The organism is Paenibacillus sp. V4I9, from assembly GCF_030817295.1.
In the GTDB taxonomy this organism is placed as follows: domain Bacteria; phylum Bacillota; class Bacilli; order Paenibacillales; family NBRC-103111; genus Paenibacillus_E.
Genome location: NZ_JAUSZE010000001.1, coordinates 3,745,695 through 3,761,120 on the forward strand (window position 1 = coordinate 3,745,695; position 15,426 = coordinate 3,761,120).

Annotated in this window: 16 protein-coding genes; 4 read left to right on the forward strand and 12 right to left on the reverse strand. The window is 43.9% G+C overall.

What is annotated here, in order from left to right; genetic code table 11:
• Positions 1–11: 11 nt before the first annotated feature.
• Positions 12–377 (reverse strand): His/Gly/Thr/Pro-type tRNA ligase C-terminal domain-containing protein, encoded by a 366-nt coding sequence (locus tag QFZ81_RS17605; RefSeq protein WP_307442247.1) that lies wholly within the window; start codon positions 375–377, stop codon positions 12–14.
• 258 nt (positions 378–635) lie between these two features.
• Entirely contained in the window at positions 636–1,115 is a 480-nt protein-coding gene (locus QFZ81_RS17610) for a glutathione peroxidase (RefSeq protein ID WP_307603741.1), read from the reverse strand.
• Positions 1,116–1,291: 176 nt separating this feature from the next.
• Between QFZ81_RS17610 and QFZ81_RS17615 the strand changes: the two genes are divergently transcribed.
• The gene (locus QFZ81_RS17615) at positions 1,292–3,454 is read left to right on the forward strand and encodes a HelD family protein (RefSeq protein WP_307442245.1); all 2,163 of its coding nucleotides are present in this window, start codon (positions 1,292–1,294) and stop codon (positions 3,452–3,454) included.
• A 99-nt stretch (positions 3,455–3,553) separates the two neighbouring features.
• Here QFZ81_RS17615 and QFZ81_RS17620 read toward each other — a convergent pair whose 3' ends face one another.
• The 3 genes from QFZ81_RS17620 to QFZ81_RS17630 all read right to left on the reverse strand — a co-directional run bounded on the left by QFZ81_RS17620 (position 3,554) and on the right by QFZ81_RS17630 (position 6,181).
• Positions 3,554–4,396 (reverse strand): DegV family protein, encoded by an 843-nt coding sequence (locus QFZ81_RS17620; RefSeq protein WP_307603742.1) that lies wholly within the window; start codon positions 4,394–4,396, stop codon positions 3,554–3,556.
• Positions 4,397–4,412: 16 nt separating this feature from the next.
• Positions 4,413–5,261 (reverse strand): DegV family protein, encoded by an 849-nt coding sequence (locus tag QFZ81_RS17625; RefSeq protein ID WP_307603744.1) that lies wholly within the window; start codon positions 5,259–5,261, stop codon positions 4,413–4,415.
• Between the two features lie 149 nt (positions 5,262–5,410).
• Positions 5,411–6,181, reverse strand: a complete 771-nt coding sequence (locus QFZ81_RS17630) for an SDR family NAD(P)-dependent oxidoreductase (protein WP_307442242.1) — start codon at positions 6,179–6,181, stop codon at positions 5,411–5,413.
• 59 nt (positions 6,182–6,240) lie between these two features.
• Between QFZ81_RS17630 and trhA the strand changes: the two genes are divergently transcribed.
• Positions 6,241–6,873, forward strand: a complete 633-nt coding sequence (trhA, locus tag QFZ81_RS17635; protein ID WP_307603746.1) for a PAQR family membrane homeostasis protein TrhA — start codon at positions 6,241–6,243, stop codon at positions 6,871–6,873.
• On the opposite strand, the gene QFZ81_RS17640 is transcribed toward trhA, so the two are convergent.
• Both QFZ81_RS17640 and QFZ81_RS17645 read right to left on the reverse strand, forming a co-directional pair.
• The gene (locus QFZ81_RS17640) at positions 6,874–7,527 is read right to left on the reverse strand and encodes a GDSL-type esterase/lipase family protein (protein WP_307442239.1); all 654 of its coding nucleotides are present in this window, start codon (positions 7,525–7,527) and stop codon (positions 6,874–6,876) included. It abuts the gene before it with no gap.
• Between the two features lie 93 nt (positions 7,528–7,620).
• Entirely contained in the window at positions 7,621–7,905 is a 285-nt protein-coding gene (locus tag QFZ81_RS17645; protein ID WP_307442237.1) for a hypothetical protein, read from the reverse strand.
• 167 nt (positions 7,906–8,072) lie between these two features.
• On the opposite strand from QFZ81_RS17645, the gene QFZ81_RS17650 reads away from it, so the two are divergent.
• A complete protein-coding gene (locus QFZ81_RS17650) occupies positions 8,073–9,239 on the forward strand; it encodes a M20 family metallopeptidase (RefSeq protein ID WP_307603748.1) in 1,167 nt (388 codons plus the stop codon).
• A 91-nt stretch (positions 9,240–9,330) separates the two neighbouring features.
• Here the strand turns inward: QFZ81_RS17650 and QFZ81_RS17655 are convergent, their stop codons facing one another.
• The 3 genes from QFZ81_RS17655 to ytxJ all read right to left on the reverse strand — a co-directional run bounded on the left by QFZ81_RS17655 (position 9,331) and on the right by ytxJ (position 12,115).
• Positions 9,331–10,620, reverse strand: coding sequence for an MDR family MFS transporter (locus QFZ81_RS17655; protein ID WP_307603750.1), 1,290 nt, complete (start codon positions 10,618–10,620; stop codon positions 9,331–9,333).
• 72 nt (positions 10,621–10,692) lie between these two features.
• The gene (locus QFZ81_RS17660; RefSeq protein WP_307603752.1) at positions 10,693–11,574 is read right to left on the reverse strand and encodes a DMT family transporter; all 882 of its coding nucleotides are present in this window, start codon (positions 11,572–11,574) and stop codon (positions 10,693–10,695) included.
• A gap of 199 nt (positions 11,575–11,773) precedes the next feature.
• On the reverse strand, positions 11,774–12,115 hold the full coding sequence (gene ytxJ, locus QFZ81_RS17665; protein ID WP_029194256.1) for a bacillithiol system redox-active protein YtxJ: 342 nt from the start codon (positions 12,113–12,115) through the stop codon (positions 11,774–11,776).
• Between the two features lie 141 nt (positions 12,116–12,256).
• On the opposite strand from ytxJ, the gene QFZ81_RS17670 reads away from it, so the two are divergent.
• Positions 12,257–13,126, forward strand: a complete 870-nt coding sequence (locus QFZ81_RS17670) for a metallophosphoesterase (protein WP_307442231.1) — start codon at positions 12,257–12,259, stop codon at positions 13,124–13,126.
• A gap of 30 nt (positions 13,127–13,156) precedes the next feature.
• On the opposite strand, the gene QFZ81_RS17675 is transcribed toward QFZ81_RS17670, so the two are convergent.
• Positions 13,157–14,755 carry a PucR family transcriptional regulator gene (locus tag QFZ81_RS17675; RefSeq protein ID WP_307442229.1) on the reverse strand — a complete coding sequence of 533 codons (1,599 nt, stop codon included), beginning with the start codon at positions 14,753–14,755 and terminating at the stop codon, positions 13,157–13,159.
• 221 nt (positions 14,756–14,976) lie between these two features.
• The gene (locus QFZ81_RS17680; protein WP_307603754.1) at positions 14,977–15,393 is read right to left on the reverse strand and encodes a PaaI family thioesterase; all 417 of its coding nucleotides are present in this window, start codon (positions 15,391–15,393) and stop codon (positions 14,977–14,979) included.
• Positions 15,394–15,426 lie beyond the last annotated feature (33 nt).

Below are 15,426 nucleotides of genomic sequence, written 5' to 3' on the forward strand. Positions count from 1 at the left end.
TCCACTCTATATTATGTAAAAGCTGCTGGCGGATAAATCTTTTCGATGCAATAAATGGCTTGATCCATCGGCATCACTTTTTCATGCAGATCTAGCATATCCATTAACTTCACTTGGTCAGTCGAGCTTTCATCCAAGCCAATACAGATGATAAAGCGAATCCCAAGCTTAGTTGCAGTAGTTAGCTGCTCACTCACACCCAACTTCTCATCAACCATCTTTAAGCCTATACCAGCTAGTTTTAGCTCATTTGTCATCCGACATGCAGCTTCAGAAGCTTTAGGATCAAGAAGGATTACCATAGCTTGTTCTTCTAGCTGCTTTCCATACGAATCATCTGAACTCCAACCTACATTTGTTCCTTCCACTTTTCGCATACCATCCACCCTTCCCATTCTTACGAGATAAAAAAACGCGCCGGACCTATGGTCCTGCGCGAATTGCTATCCCGCAGGGAGGCCAACGCGAAATGCGTTAGCCCACCCTGATATGTACAGGTGTGTGCTAACGCCTATAAAAATAATGAATTTGTACGAACCAAGCTGTATTTTTCATATGATTCGTCTCCTTCAACTTAATGATTATTATGATTATAGCGAGCCGCTGTCGTAGATGCAACAGCTTTTTTATTTATCCTATGTTAAAATTGCTTCAATATCCGGAGCGATAGTCGCTGGATCCGTACTAGCGCTGTACTGCTTAACAACAATACCGCTTGCATCAACCAGGAATTTCACGAAATTCCATTCGATTTCTCCTGTACGATACGGTTCAGGTGTATGGTTTAACAAGTAAGTATATAAGGGATGAGCATTTTCGCCCTTCACATCGATTTTATCAAATAACGGGAATGTCACTTTGTAGTTGAGTTCGCAGAAGCTTTGGATTTCTTCATTTGTACCAGGTTCTTGACCGCCAAATTGATTACAAGGGAATCCCAGAACAACTAATCCTTTATCTTGATACTGCTCATATAAGCTTTGGAGCCCTTTATAATGTGGTGTGAGCCCACATGCACTTGCTGTATTTACAATGATCAGTACTTTTCCTTTATATTCGGAAAGTGACTTCGTTTCGCCTGAAATCGTTTGAACCTCAATATGATAGATGGACATAGCTCCGCACTCCTTCAAATTTATAATAAGTTCCCGTCCATTATAACATTCTTTCTTAGGTGAGCCCAAATCACAAGCTTGACAGTTTAGCTTCCCATATACTGACAGGTGTGATATATTGTTTACCTGTTTATTTCATCAAATAGACAACATCTGATCTTAGGAGGTAACTGATCTTGGACACAAAGACTCAAAGTGCCTATCAAGAAGAATTACAACAACTTGAACAAACGAATGCGGAAATTGACAAACAGCTTGAGCGGCTTAGGTCGACTCCTGTTTATTACGGTCCGGATTTAACGGAGCAAGCGTTGGAGGCAGCTCGCGAGAATGGCAGACACAATTTAGCTAAAGCCGTCGATGAACCGTATTTCGGCCGCCTTGACTTCCAAGAGACTGGAACGGCTTCCACTCTGCCCCTTTATATCGGTAAATCAGGTGTCGAGGACGAACGAACAGGGCAATTGCTTGTCATTGACTGGCGGGCACCAGTCGCTAGCCTTTTCTATTCATTCACCGGCGGACTGGACCCTGCTTCCTATGACTCACCAGACGGCCTCATTGATGGCCTCGTTTATCTAAAGCGCAACCTCGTTGTCCGGAAACAAATTCTCCAGCGTGTCGTTGATACGTATGACCGCAATGAAGACTCTCTGGCTGTCGGCGATGAGTTCTTACTCTATCGACTTGGCGAAAATAAAGACAATAAACTGCGCGACATTGTATCTACAATCCAAGCTGAGCAAGACCGCATTATCCGCGCAGCGAAGAATACAGCACTGATTATCCAAGGGGTCGCAGGAAGCGGTAAAACAACTGTCGCCCTTCATCGACTTGCTTTCTTACTCTATCAATACCGTGAACAGGTTCGTGCAGAACGGATGATTATTTTTGCACCCAACTCCATGTTCCTCGACTACATTTCCGGCGTACTGCCTGAACTTGGAGTCGGAAATATCCAGCAAAGCACTTTCACAGATTGGGCAATTGACGTGCTCGACCAAGAAGTTAAGCTAGCGGATCAGGCACTCGTTCTTCAAACTTGGTTCTCGCTTGGCAGCAAAAGACCTCCGGTAGATGATCAAGCGCCGGGACGATTTAAAGGGGCCATTGCTTTTAAACAATACTTAGATCACTGTCTCACAAGGTTCGAGGAGTCTTATGTACCTACTTCAGATTTCACCCCGTGGGAGGGTATCAAGCTTCCGATTGCTTCCATTCGTGAATGGTTCTTCGTAGAGAACAAGCATTATCCGCTTGTCAAAAGGCGTGAGCGTGTTATAGCTCGGATCAAACGCTGGATGGAAATTCAGCTCGACAAGATTTGGGAGCAAAGTCGGAAGAAAGAGCTGAAAAAGAAAGCTTCTCAGCGCCTGCGTACATATCTGACAGGATGGCCCGATCATTCGGCATTCAGCTTCTACAAAATGCTTTTCTCAGACAAAGGCCGTTCGGACAGCTTGCCCGTTGACTTACTCAACCAAATACCAGAACCTATTGTCACCGCTTCGCTGAAGCTTTTCAAGAAAAAAGAAGTGCAGCTCGAGGATCTTGCTCCTCTTCTTTATATTCATACACGCCTATTCGGCATTCCCTCAGAACGGTTATTCGACCATGTCGTGATCGATGAGGCGCAGGACTTTTCACCTTTCCAGGTGGCTGTCCTTGATTCTTACACAAGGAATAGTTCGTTCACGATACTAGGCGATTTATCACAGGGAATCCACGCTTATCAAGGCATTACGGATTGGAAGGAATTTTCCAGTCTGTTTGAGGTAGACGAAACTGGTTATTTCGAACTTGAACGCAGTTATCGCTCCACCATGGAAATCATCCTGTTTGCCAATCAGGTCCTGAAACGAGGCGTAGAGAATCCCCTCCTAGCTGTTCCTGTGTTCCGAAGCGGCAACAAAGTCCGTGTACTACAGACGGACATCAAAGGCCGATTGCCTCTACTGCAGCGTGCCATCACGACCTTGAAACAAGGAAGCTCGAGCACAATCGCTGTTGTTGCCCGTACGGAGAAGCAAGCACAGGAGCTGCATGATGCGTTGACAGATGCTGGCATCGAAACGAATCTGATAACTTCCAAGCAGCGGGTATACCGCGGTGGCATCTCGGTCCTTCCCGTCTTTTTGACCAAGGGACTTGAATTTGATGCCGTTCTACTCATGGATGTTACTGCCGGGCATTACGAAGCCACTTTTATGGATGCCAAACTGCTGTATGTAGGCTGTACACGCGCCCTTCATGAATTATGGCTAATGGCTCCAGGCGTGCTGTCCCCTCTAGTCTCGACGGAAGATAAAGAGATTGTTGAAACTCATTATCCTGAATAGTTTCAAGCAGTAAAGTAAATCCATAGTTTCCTACAATGAATAAAGACGCCTGTTCACCGATCATAAGGATCGAGTAAATAGGTGTCTTTTCTTACATTTTTAGTAAGCGATCAGTACGCCGCCTTCACCAGCATAAGTACCAATAACCGTGCCCATGTTAGAGAACAGCACATTGCGGAACGGATATTTATCCAGTAGTTGGTTCAAGACTTCACGCGCTCTATCCTCACAATTACTATGTGCGATGGCACTCACATCTCTATCGAAATCGTGGTGAGTTTCCCCCACTTTGGTGATTAATCGTTTCAAGGCTTGTTGGGTGCCGCGGATTTTCTCTATTACTTCCACGGCACCTTCTTCACTGGCTTTCATTAGGAGCTTAATATTCAAAACAGATGCAACTGCTCCCCGTACTCGGTCGAGCCTGCCACCTTTGATTACATTTTCTAACGTATCCAAAAAGAAATAAGTGCCTGAAGTCGTTACGGATTGACCTATCACTTCTACAATTTGTTCAAATGGCACATTCGCTTCCGCCAATTTGGCTGCCTTATAAACGAGTACGCCAAGTCCAAGTGAAGTTGTTTTCGAATCAATAACCTCGATACGACCTACATAACCTTCTTCGAGGAGCATCTCCTTCGCCATGACTGCATGATGGTAGGTACTGCTAAGCGCCGATGAAAGACTGATCACAAGAATATCTTGATCTACTTGGGTCTTCTGATACTCAGCGAGGAATAGCTGCGGGGCCGGACTTGACGTCTTCGGCAGGGCGCTCTCCTTTTTCATTCTCGCATAAAAATCAGCTAGCTCCATGTCAGGTGGCATGCATTCCTCTCCAAAATGTACGGATAATGGAACAATCGCAATCCCTATCTCATCTACGATCATTTCGGGAAGGTCGCAACTGCTATCTGTGATAATCTTGATTGTCGTCATGGTGTCCACCCATTTCTTATTTTTTGGCGAAAACAATACCTACTGTATGCGGTCCGCAGTGGCTGGTAACAACGCAGCCCGTTTCAGTTATATAAACATGTTTCACATTCGTTTGTTGTTCAATTTGTTGTTTGATGTAAGCGGCTTCTTCTGCTGCCGAAGAGTGAGTGATGAATAAAAATTCCGCATCCATGTCATCCTTTTTCGCTAAAGCATTATCAAGAAGCTGCTGGAGTGCTTTTTCCCGTTTACCTCTTACCTTATCCGTCGATATCATAGCCCCGTCAATGACTTTAACGATCGGTCTTATTCTCAACAGACTCCCAATAAAATGCTGTACACTTGAGCACCTTCCGCCTTTATGCAAATATTCCAATGTGTCAATGATGAATTCAACTTCCATTCGGGTGATTAAAGGTTCAATCAATGATTTTATTTCAGCGCTGCTCCGACCATCCTCTGCCGCTTGCGCAGCTTTTAAAACTAGTAAACCTATCCCTGTTGATAGATTTCTTGAATCAATAACCGTTACTCTACCTTCCGGAAAGCTCGCAGCGGCAATGGTCGCATTCTGAATCGTAGATGAGAGCTCAGAGGAAAGACCAATAAAGACAATGTCTTCTCCTCTTTGAATAATGGGTTCAAACGCTCGTTCGAAATCAATAGGAGATGGAGCCGCTGTCTTAGGCAGCTTGCCTGTTTGGTCTACTAATTCATAGAGTCGATCAGGTTTTATCGTAATGCCATCCTTGTAGGAATTGTCCTCAAAAATAACATAAAGAGGCACAACTTCTATTTGAAAGCTTCGATAAAGCTCTTCGCTTAAGTCACTTGTGCTATCTGTAAATATACGAACCCGAGACATTACGGTCATACCACCTTATCTATGCTGTCTGTCTATTTATCTAATTATCTATCTACCTAACTTGAACCCACAACAATCTATCAAATGATTGTGTAAAGTATAATTGAACTAATCGGAAAGCTCAATCCTACAAAATTAAGCAGTTCCAATTAGAAGCCGTAAATGGTCATACCACCATCAACGAACAGGGTCTGACCTGTCACATAATTCGCCGCATCCGAAGCAAGAAATACAGCGGGTCCAACTAACTCCTCAAGCTCACCCACACGCCCTAGAGGTGTACGCGCAATAATCTCTGCAAGGTACTCTGGATTAGCAAGGATTTTCTCTGTCAAAGGCGTTTTGAAATACCACGGTCCGATACTATTCACATTGATCCCATATTTACCCCATTCAAGTGCTAACACCTTCGTCATTTGGATCATCGCAGCTTTGGTAGCTGCGTATACAACACCTGTTCGAAGGGCAACCTGTCCAGCAACAGAAGCGATATTGATAATTCTTCCATATTCCTTTTGCTGCATATGACGACCTACAATTTGTGAGCACAAGAAAGCAGATTTAAGATTCGTCTGCATGATCGTGTCCCATTCTTCATCCGTAACAGCCAGCGCTTGACTGCGAATATTCATGCCCGCATTGTTCACTAGAATATCCAGACGACCCGACTGTTCAATGATTTGTTGGACAGCTTCCTCGATCTGTTCTCTATTCGTGACATCAACCGTAAATGGATATGCCTTTCGTCCCAAGGCACGAATTTCATGGGCTACTTCCTCAATATCACTTGCTGTACGTGCGAAAAGAGCTACGTCAGCCCCCGCCTCAGCAAGGCCTATCGCAAGTGCTCTGCCAATGCCTCTTCCTGCTCCTGTGACTAAGGCAATTTTATTATGTAATTGAAATGAAGGTAAAAACATCTTTTCATCGTCTAATCTATAAGGTAGTAGGATATTTAAGAGCGAAAGAAGGGTTATCTATGGACTATTCCATTCGAGAAGAGAAAGCCAACGCCATCAGTCACGGCATCGGCGTGTTATTAAGTATCACAGCGCTTGTCCTTCTCATTGTGCAAGCTTCCTTACATGGCACTGTTTGGCACATTGTTAGCTTCAGCATTTTTGGTGCAGCATTAGTCATACTTTATACTTGTTCCACGCTGCTTCACAGTGTGAGCCATCCGCGATTGAAGGATGTTTTTGAGCTTCTCGATCATTCCGCCATTTATTTGTTAATTGCAGGCAGCTATACACCTTATTTACTCGTCACATTGAGAGGGCCATTTGGTTGGACCTTCTTGGGAGTGATTTGGGGCTTAGCGCTTGCCGGGATCGTCTTGAAAATTTTCTACGTGAAACGATTCATCTTGGTTTCAACTCTTTGTTATATACTCATGGGTTGGCTAATTGTTTTCGCCTTTAAACCACTATACATGAACCTTCCGTTAGACGGTATCGTATGGCTTGTCGTAGGCGGACTGTTTTATACGTTCGGTTCCATCTTTTATGTATGGCGGCGCATCCCTTATCACCATGCCATATGGCACGTTTTCGTGCTCGCTGGTAGCGCCTGTCATTTCTTCTCTATATTCGGGTATGTTATATCGGCTTAATTATACAATCAATTGCTGGAGGTGTTGGAGTGAAACCGCATTCTCCACTTGACGCGCCAGTTCTTCATAACCAATTTCATTGGGGTGGATAGCATCTTCAGATAAATAACGGCTATCTTGCCCTACGAAAGCATCATACACTTGAACTACAAGAATATGTGGCTGTTCTAATTTGCGCAGAAATAAATTAAAACGCTGTACCCAATAAGCGGCATCCGGTACCTGCGGCAGAGGATTGTAAAGACCGACTAAAACGATTAAGAAAGGCTCCCCAACCCCTTGCCGCAGCGCCTCTATTTCTCCGATCAATTTCTTATAGTTGGATTCATACGTTTGAAGAGCAGATTTTAAATAAGCAGGATCTCCCTGATAAAAGAAAGGAATTGCCGCTTGGATTAAGTCATTGCCGCCAGCTGTGATCGTGATGAGATTCGCTTCTCTTATATCCCTTTGGATCTGCGGATCGGACTCAAGTGTGTGAAGCAATTGACTAGTCGTAGCACCATTCTTGCCTGCAGGCTTTAAGTGAATAGGAACCTTCAGCAATTGCTCCAACTTTTGCCGATAGATAGATACGAATCCGTGACCATCCGGAGCTCCGAAACCAACCGTTAATGAATCTCCAAATGCCAAATAATTGATCGTCTTTTCCATTGCTATCCTCTCCCTAAAGCCTGACGTATAATACTATATGCGCCAGCGCCCAGTTTGGGAAGGGACACTCTCACCAGTTCTTTCGTCGTTTTTTTATACGTTTACATGCTGCTTAACATAACTTTCGATTTGTGCCTTTTCCGAGTATGTAAATTGGAATTCACAATCACATCCCTCGTCGTGAAGGACAATTTGAACAATTTCTCCATCTAGATTACAAATAACGAGTATAGAGGGATCGATTAAATCCTCCGGAAACTCCTCGCCAACCTCTTTATGAATACCTAAGAAAATGTCTCTCCATTGCCCTCTTGTCTCTGATTCCGTGAAAGATAATGTAAAACGGTGTTCTTCGTGTTCGGCTCCATATTTCATCATGTGTGAGTCCCCCTAAATATTTCGCAAAAAATCTTGTTTCGTAAGATTACGGTTTTCAACTCTTTTGTGTTCATTAATTGTAACCCAGTGGGCTGTAAAGTGGTAGTTCGCCTTCCTTTATACTACAATGGAGCTAAGAACCATTCAACAAAGGAGCCTTCCATATTATGAAAAAAACCATTACGCAAACCATTGATAACCATGCGGACAGATTCAAAGCCATATCCAACTTTATTGGGGCAAACCCGGAGCTTGGGCATGAAGAATTTCAAGCTTCCGATCGCTTAACTGAAGAATTGGCCTATCACGGCTTCCATGTTGAACGCGGTGTATTAGATATTGCAACCTCTTTTATAGCTACCTATGATTCTGGTAAAGCTGGCCCAGTCGTGGCCTTCTTAGCTGAATATGACGCATTGCCCGACCTAGGTCACGCTTGCGGTCACCATCTCATCTGCATGATGAGCATTGGCGCAGCCATTGGCCTTAAATCGGTCATCGATGAGACAGGTGGCAGTATCCGTGTATATGGAACACCTGCCGAGGAAACCAAGGGCGCCAAAGTGCCAATGGCCGCGGCTGGACTATTCAAAGATGTGGATATTGCTCTGATGGCTCACCCGTACTATACGTATGAAAAGTCTGGCGAATCACTAGCTATGGACGCTATACAGTACGAATTCTTTGGTCGTTCCGCTCATGCAGCTGCTCAACCTTATGAAGGCATCAACGCACTTGATGCTGTCCTTCAACTGTTCAATTCTATAAATGCACTGCGCCAACAGACCAAGTCTGATGCGCGTATTCACGGCATTATTAGCGAAGGTGGCAAAGCTCCAAATATTATCCCTGACTATGCCGTCGCTCAGTTCTATGTCCGCTCAGCATCTCGTACGTATACGAACGAGCTCGTCCAGAAAGTGCTTCACTGCGCTGAAGGCGCTGCCCTGCAAACCGGCTGCACATTGAAGACTTCCTTTTACGAATATTCGTATGACGAACTTCGAACCAATGAGACACTATCAGCCGTCTTCTCTGATCAGTTAATAGCAATGGGCATTGACCCGAAAGAGATCGAAGTTGGCAAGGATCACGGTTCCCTCGACCTAGGCAACGTGTCTACCCAATGCCCGACGATTCACCCTTTTGTCAAAGTTGTAGATGAGAGACACATGCTGCATACCAAGGAGTTCCGTGATCTCGCGCTGCAGGAACCCGCTCTTAATGCCATGATTTTTGCGGCAAAGCTGCTGGCTTTCACGGCATATGAAGTACTTGCCAGCCCAGAGCTGTTAGGTAAAATCAAAGCGGAATTCGCCGCAGCGAAGAAATAACTCCTCCCCATACGAAAGATCAGCCGCATGAAACAGAGCTCCTGCTCCGTTGATGCGGCTGTTTCAATTGTGGCTTATTTGATTCCTTTGTTTATGCCGAAACGCTTGCAGAAGAAGCCTGGTGACTAACCTCCGCCTTCACTTTACGCTCTTCTAATTGCGCTAGAATCGCATAGAACATGATCATGCCAACGAAGCCGCTAAACGCGATAAGAGATGCCATCAACCACGAAGATAGCAATCCGCCAAGCATGACACCGAAACCTCCTAAAAGCATGGCTCCTTTATACACCATTCCGAATAATGCCATATAAGAGCTTCTTGCATGATCAGGTGCAATGTTACCAAGATAGGCTTGTTTAATCGGTACATACATAAGCTCTCCAACCGTTGCAATGAACATCGAGACGAGCAGCAGCCATGGTTGATTGCTATAAGCCAGATAGCTGTACCCCAATATGTAACAAGTGTATCCAATGAACAGTACTTTGCTATCGGAGAATCTTCGCATCATAACCCCCATGAAGACGGAGAGTACAACGACAAGCACCGTATTTTCGGTCCGGATAAAGCCTAACATTTTCAACCCATCAATACGCCAAGATTGTTCATTCCATGGGAAGAATGGCATATTCACCATCTCTTTTTCGAGCCTTACACCCACGTAATTACCAAGATGAAACTCAACAGATACAAGCAGGAGTGATGCCAGTGTGAAAATCAGGAAAGTTTTATCTCGCAGTACCATCCGATAATTGGCCCACATCGACGGACTTCGACTGCCTCTATTCTCTCTAGCAGCTTGCGGTTGATAGACTTCATCAATAAAGAAATAAGTCACGATCAGAGTGACCAAGCCAATAACGGACAAGCCAATGAACAGCTCGAACAAGTAAGATTTGAATAAGAAAGCACCCGCAAGTCCTGCAATTGCAAAAGATAAATTGTTCATCCAGTACATGATGGCATACATAAATTTCCGTACATCCGGAGCTGTTACATCCAGCAGCATGGCTTCATTGGCAGGACCATGAATTCCCCAGAACATACTAACAAATATCATCAGAACAAAGGTCATCCCCGGAGATTCAAGCCAAGGCGAATTGGTCAGCGCCATTCCAGCGAAACAAAGCATCCAACCTAATTCTGCAGTGAGCATCAGCTTTTTGCGCCCAATTCGATCTGCATAGTAGCCGCCTATTATTCCCGCGATGACACCTGCAAGAATGCCAAGAATTACGACTAGACCAGCACTTGTATCTCCTAACTTTCCAGAAAAATAAATCGACATAAAGGGAAGCACCATATTATTGGCGGTTCCGGATAAGAAGGAAAGCCCGATTCTTAGTTTGACATTACGATGAAAATCACGAAATCTCACGATATACCTCCGCGTATGAGAGCTTTTGACAACCGTTTTATTTAACCCTTGTTCAATAAATAACGAAAAAAATTACTCCTTTTCATTACTGCGTAAAAACATGCCCACGCCAACTAACAGCAAACAACCGGCTAGCAGTTGAATGGTTGTGATCGTTTCTCCGAGCAAGAAGTACGCTAATAAAGTTGCACCGAGCGGTTCCCCTAAAACGGTCATTGACACGGAAGAAGCCTTCATATATTTAAGCAGCCAATTAAATACATAATGACCAAATACCGTAGGAACAACCGCCAAAAGCAAGAATATCCCCCACTCTTTCGCTGGGTAAACGGTAAATGATACCTCTGTGAAAATGTTGGTGACAGCAAGTACCAGACCAGCGAATAAGAACACGAAAAAACTATAAACAAAAGCTGATATATGTTCTCTCAAGCTTTTGCCTAAGAGCATATGTAAGGCTACAGCAATCGTTCCGACTAGAGATAACAAATCCCCTTTAAGCGCATTACCGGAAAATTGAAAATCTCCCCATCCGATACAAATGGCACCCACAATAGCAATGCACATGGCAATCAAGGCCGTTCGACTAGTCCGATGTCCATAAAGAAGAAACGCTCCGAGCAGCACAAAAATGGGCTCTAACGTTAAAATAGCTGTCGAACTCGCTACTGTCGTAAAATGAAGGGAATCCATCCAAAATAAGAAATGCAAACCAAGCGATATACCAGATATGGCTGTTCTCAGCCAATCTCTTAGTCGAATTCTAGCAATCTCTTTCCTATAATTCCACAGAAAAGGCAGCATTAAGGCATTCGTCATGAGAAGCCGGTACATCGCGATGACAGAAGCAGGCGCATCAGACCACCGAACAAAAATCGCTGAGAAGGAAATGGCAATAATGCCGATCAAAAGAAATATGGAGATAGGTACTTTGGTTTTATTCATGGCATTCATGATGAGAAACTCCTTGAGAGGTTGATATCTTATAGTTGCCAAATAAGTATATAGGAGGAAGATCGGCTTGCCAATCTTTTTTAAACTTTGTTCAATTAATTGTAAAACATATACTACAAGTAAAACGTAAAAAAACCTTAGCTATACCTATATTCATATAGGCAGTAACTAAGGGCATCTTTTGAGTTGGATTATAGGATTAATCTAAAACAGCTGTGATATGTTTGTTTGTAACGGACCAGTGAGATGTATTCCAGATGGATTCTTTATCTTTAAAATAAAGGATTTGCGGGGATGCGTGTTTGATTCCTAGATCCTCCGCAATTTGATTCGACACTGGACGTGATTCGATAACTTTCACTAAGAAATAATCCACATCCGCATTTGGTTTACCGGACAGATATTCCTCATATTCATCAAGTGCGCTTGCACTTACCGGACATGTTGTGCTGTGCTTAAGAACGACAGCGGGTTTCTCGGAGGAGCGATTCAGTACTTCCTGCCACTCTTCAACTGTAGTTAATTCTTTCCATGCTGACATATGAACATCTCCCTTCCTATCTAGTTAATAATGATTATAAAGTAAGCCACAACCATATGCAAATCACACAACTCGCAACCCCCTCTATCTTACTGGTATAATAAAATTGTAAATATTCCTAGGGAAGAACAGGAGGAACATATGCAATCACCACCCCCGATCTCAAGACGCTCTTTTCTCAAGAAAGGTACTGTGCTTGCAGGCTCTTTCATCGCTTCCGGAGGTTTACTTGGCAGTTATGCTAGTTTCTTGGAACCCAAGTGGGTCGAGATTACGAGAATAACTCTGCCTTTCGAGCGACTCCCCAATGCCTTCCATGGTATTAAACTTTTACAATTCAGCGATATCCATATTGGTCATCACTTTGATCTTCAGGATTTAGAACGTGTCGTGAAACTCATTCAGAAAGAAAAAGCGGATATCCTTAGTTTTACCGGCGATTTATTTGACGCCAACATAAGTGAAGATCCAGATCTAACCAGTCAATTGCTGGGCAGCTTAGAGGCACCTTTGGGAAAATGGGCTGTACTTGGCAACCATGATAAGTGGATTGGGTACAATTACACTCTCCCGATCCTGCATAACGGAGGCTTTCAATCTCTCGTTAACGCTTTTCAGACGATCACCTATAAAGGACAAACCATACAAATCGCAGGCGTTGAGGACATGCTGACGGGTAAACCGGATATTGCGAAAACCTTACGCGGGGCCAATGCCCAAATATTTACCTTGCTGCTATCTCACTGCCCTGATTTCGCGGATAAGGTAACTGAACACGCCATCGATTTGCAATTATCCGGCCACACACATGGCGGTCAGATACGGTTACCAGGAGTTGGAGCTGTCATCACACCACCGCGCGGTAGAAATTATGTAATTGGGCTTAGTGAAGTGCCTAATTCGAAAATGATTGTTTACACCAATCGAGGCATTGGAACAACGACACTCCCCTTTCGCCTGATGTGCAGGCCGGAGATTACCGTAATTACTTTGGAAAAACGAAAACCCTGAGCGCTTAAGCGTCTCAGGGTTTTATGTTTACTATCTAACGTGTAAAAATTGGCGGAACAAGAAGACCGCCTTCAATTTTAATAGATCGTTTACTTTTTTGAAATCAACCTGTAAGAGATCACTAATTTTCTCCAAGCGGTACGTTACTGTATTCCTATGAATAAATAATTGCTTTGCCGCTTCGCTTACTTGACCATCATTACGTATGAACACCTCTAAAGTGCGAATCATTTCTTGCGAGTACTCGGCATCTTTTTCGAGTAACGGACGTAGAATTTTGGCACAGTAATCTTCCATCATAGTGGAAGACACATTTTGGAAGAGATGCGCGAATTCAATGGTTTCATAATGAAGCACTCGATCCGGCAATCCAAGCTTAGACGCCATACGCTGCGTTTCCAAACATTCCATATAGGCTTCCCTTAACGCTGTTGGCTTTAATTTCATAGAACTTGTATAGAAAGCCATTTCACCGGCTTCTTCGATACATCCTGAATCGCCTGCATACTTGGTCAGAAGTAGTGACAACTCTTCCTCTGGAAACCCGTCTACCTGATTCGTTGAATAGATCGAGAACATCATATCCTTGAACACAAAATGGTGCCCGGCCAGACTGCTTGATTTCGGATGTGATTCCATAAATTGTTTTAGGTTTTTGAGCTTACCTTGGGGCTGCTCATCCTCGAGTTTTTCCGGCTTATTTTTGCTAATCACACATTGATAAGCTCCGGTAAAGATCGATAACCCTCTAGCTTCCGCCTGTTCAAGGAACTCCTCTAGAGAGGTTCCTTTATCCAAGTAGCGCAAGAGATTGTTTTGTAAATCGCGCTGTGCGGATGCTTCAACATGCGATCGGAACGTATAACACATATGGAAGGTCAGGATATCTGCAGCTTGCTGGAATAAGCCTTCCTCCACGTTTGCGAGCAGAACCGCATCCGGTATAATCAACAAATGTCCAAGAGGCTCATCGTCTTGCTGATGCAGTCCTACACGATAAGCGCGTTCCTTACCTGCGTATACCCAGCCTGATTTCCGTTTCCACGGCCAATTCTGGGATAGTTGATCGGGACTCCATGTGCTTGTGTTATATAAAATTTGTCCTCTAGCTCCCACTACCGCCATAGGATAACCAAGAATATCACTTATTAATTGGAACATGGAAAGCATATTATCCTGTTTCAATCCGAATTGCATCAGTTTCTTCTGTTTCTCAAGAACAGATTGCAGCAGCTGTGTATTGCGGCGGTATTCTGCGTTAAACAAGGCATTCATTTGATCAGAAAACGTGAATTGAAAGGGCATCTCGATAATCGGGAAATGCAGCCGATCTGCTTCATCTGCGACAATCTGCGGCAGCTCCGACCAAAAACGCCCCAGCTTGATACCTAACCCAGCAGCTCCGCGATCATTTAATTTACGAAGTAAATTAACCGTCTCTTGCGGACTATCCTTCATCGCGAAAGCAGTGGTGAAGAGCATCTCACCTGATTTCGTCCAATCCGCAATATCAGGAGCGTCCATCACATTGACTGATTTAACGATGCGGGAATCACCTTGCTTGCCTGCTACTAACTTCGCTTCTGTTAAAGGATATATGGATAATGCTTCACGAATAGTAAGATGCATCGTTCTCCCCCCCTAATGCCTTTTAAATGATTATAGGATGATCTTGCCATTTCAGTCAATGAATTAGTGTTAACTTATATGACATCACAGGAAATTTTATGAACTTTTTATGACTTTCTCTATTTTTATGTAAGAATACATAACATAACACATGGAATCTAACACTCACGACAAAAAGAGGCACGCTTAACACATGCCCCTCCTTTTACACAACTCAACCCTCAAATCACTCGAAACGTTCCCGTTCCAATCGTTCCCAAATTGCCTTCACGGTCAACAACACGACCTTGCGTAGTTATCATCTTACGGGATTGATGAACAAGCTCAGCCGTCACTAACAAGCGGCCCTCATAAAGCGGAGCTACGAAATGAACATTTAAATTTGTCGTTACAACCTTATCCTCCGGCCTGGCCATCATCACAACAATCCCCATCGCATTGTCCAGTAAGGAAGATAGTACACCGCCATGCACGATCCCTATCGGGTTCAAGTGATGCGTTTTGGCTTCCAAAGCAATCGTGATGATGTTGTCTTGCACACTCACAAATTCACAGCCAAGAAAGCCCCAAAATGTAGGCTCCGCTGATGCTGCTAATTGCTGCAGTCTCTTATTCATGCGTTCGTTAGAATCGTCCATAGGATTCCCTCCACTCTTCTTGTAAAGGGCTTC

Coding starts and splice junctions, on each gene's coding strand:
- ytxJ (WP_029194256.1), bottom strand. CDS start 12,115: ATGTCAGCATGGAAAGAATTAACTACAGTTGAAGAGTGGCAGGAAGTA.
- QFZ81_RS17620 (WP_307603742.1), bottom strand. CDS start 4,396: ATGACGACAATCAAGATTATCACAGATAGCAGTTGCGACCTTCCCGAA.
- QFZ81_RS17675 (WP_307442229.1), bottom strand. CDS start 14,755: ATGCATCTTACTATTCGTGAAGCATTATCCATATATCCTTTAACAGAA.
- QFZ81_RS17625 (WP_307603744.1), bottom strand. CDS start 5,261: ATGTCTCGGGTTCGTATATTTACAGATAGCACAAGTGACTTAAGCGAA.
- QFZ81_RS17645 (WP_307442237.1), bottom strand. CDS start 7,905: ATGATGAAATATGGAGCCGAACACGAAGAACACCGTTTTACATTATCT.
- QFZ81_RS17605 (WP_307442247.1), bottom strand. CDS start 377: ATGCGAAAAGTGGAAGGAACAAATGTAGGTTGGAGTTCAGATGATTCG.
- QFZ81_RS17650 (WP_307603748.1), top strand. CDS start 8,073: ATGAAAAAAACCATTACGCAAACCATTGATAACCATGCGGACAGATTC.
- QFZ81_RS17670 (WP_307442231.1), top strand. CDS start 12,257: ATGCAATCACCACCCCCGATCTCAAGACGCTCTTTTCTCAAGAAAGGT.
- QFZ81_RS17640 (WP_307442239.1), bottom strand. CDS start 7,527: ATGGAAAAGACGATCAATTATTTGGCATTTGGAGATTCATTAACGGTT.
- trhA (WP_307603746.1), top strand. CDS start 6,241: ATGGACTATTCCATTCGAGAAGAGAAAGCCAACGCCATCAGTCACGGC.
- QFZ81_RS17680 (WP_307603754.1), bottom strand. CDS start 15,393: ATGGACGATTCTAACGAACGCATGAATAAGAGACTGCAGCAATTAGCA.
- QFZ81_RS17660 (WP_307603752.1), bottom strand. CDS start 11,574: ATGAATGCCATGAATAAAACCAAAGTACCTATCTCCATATTTCTTTTG.
- QFZ81_RS17610 (WP_307603741.1), bottom strand. CDS start 1,115: ATGTCCATCTATCATATTGAGGTTCAAACGATTTCAGGCGAAACGAAG.
- QFZ81_RS17630 (WP_307442242.1), bottom strand. CDS start 6,181: ATGTTTTTACCTTCATTTCAATTACATAATAAAATTGCCTTAGTCACA.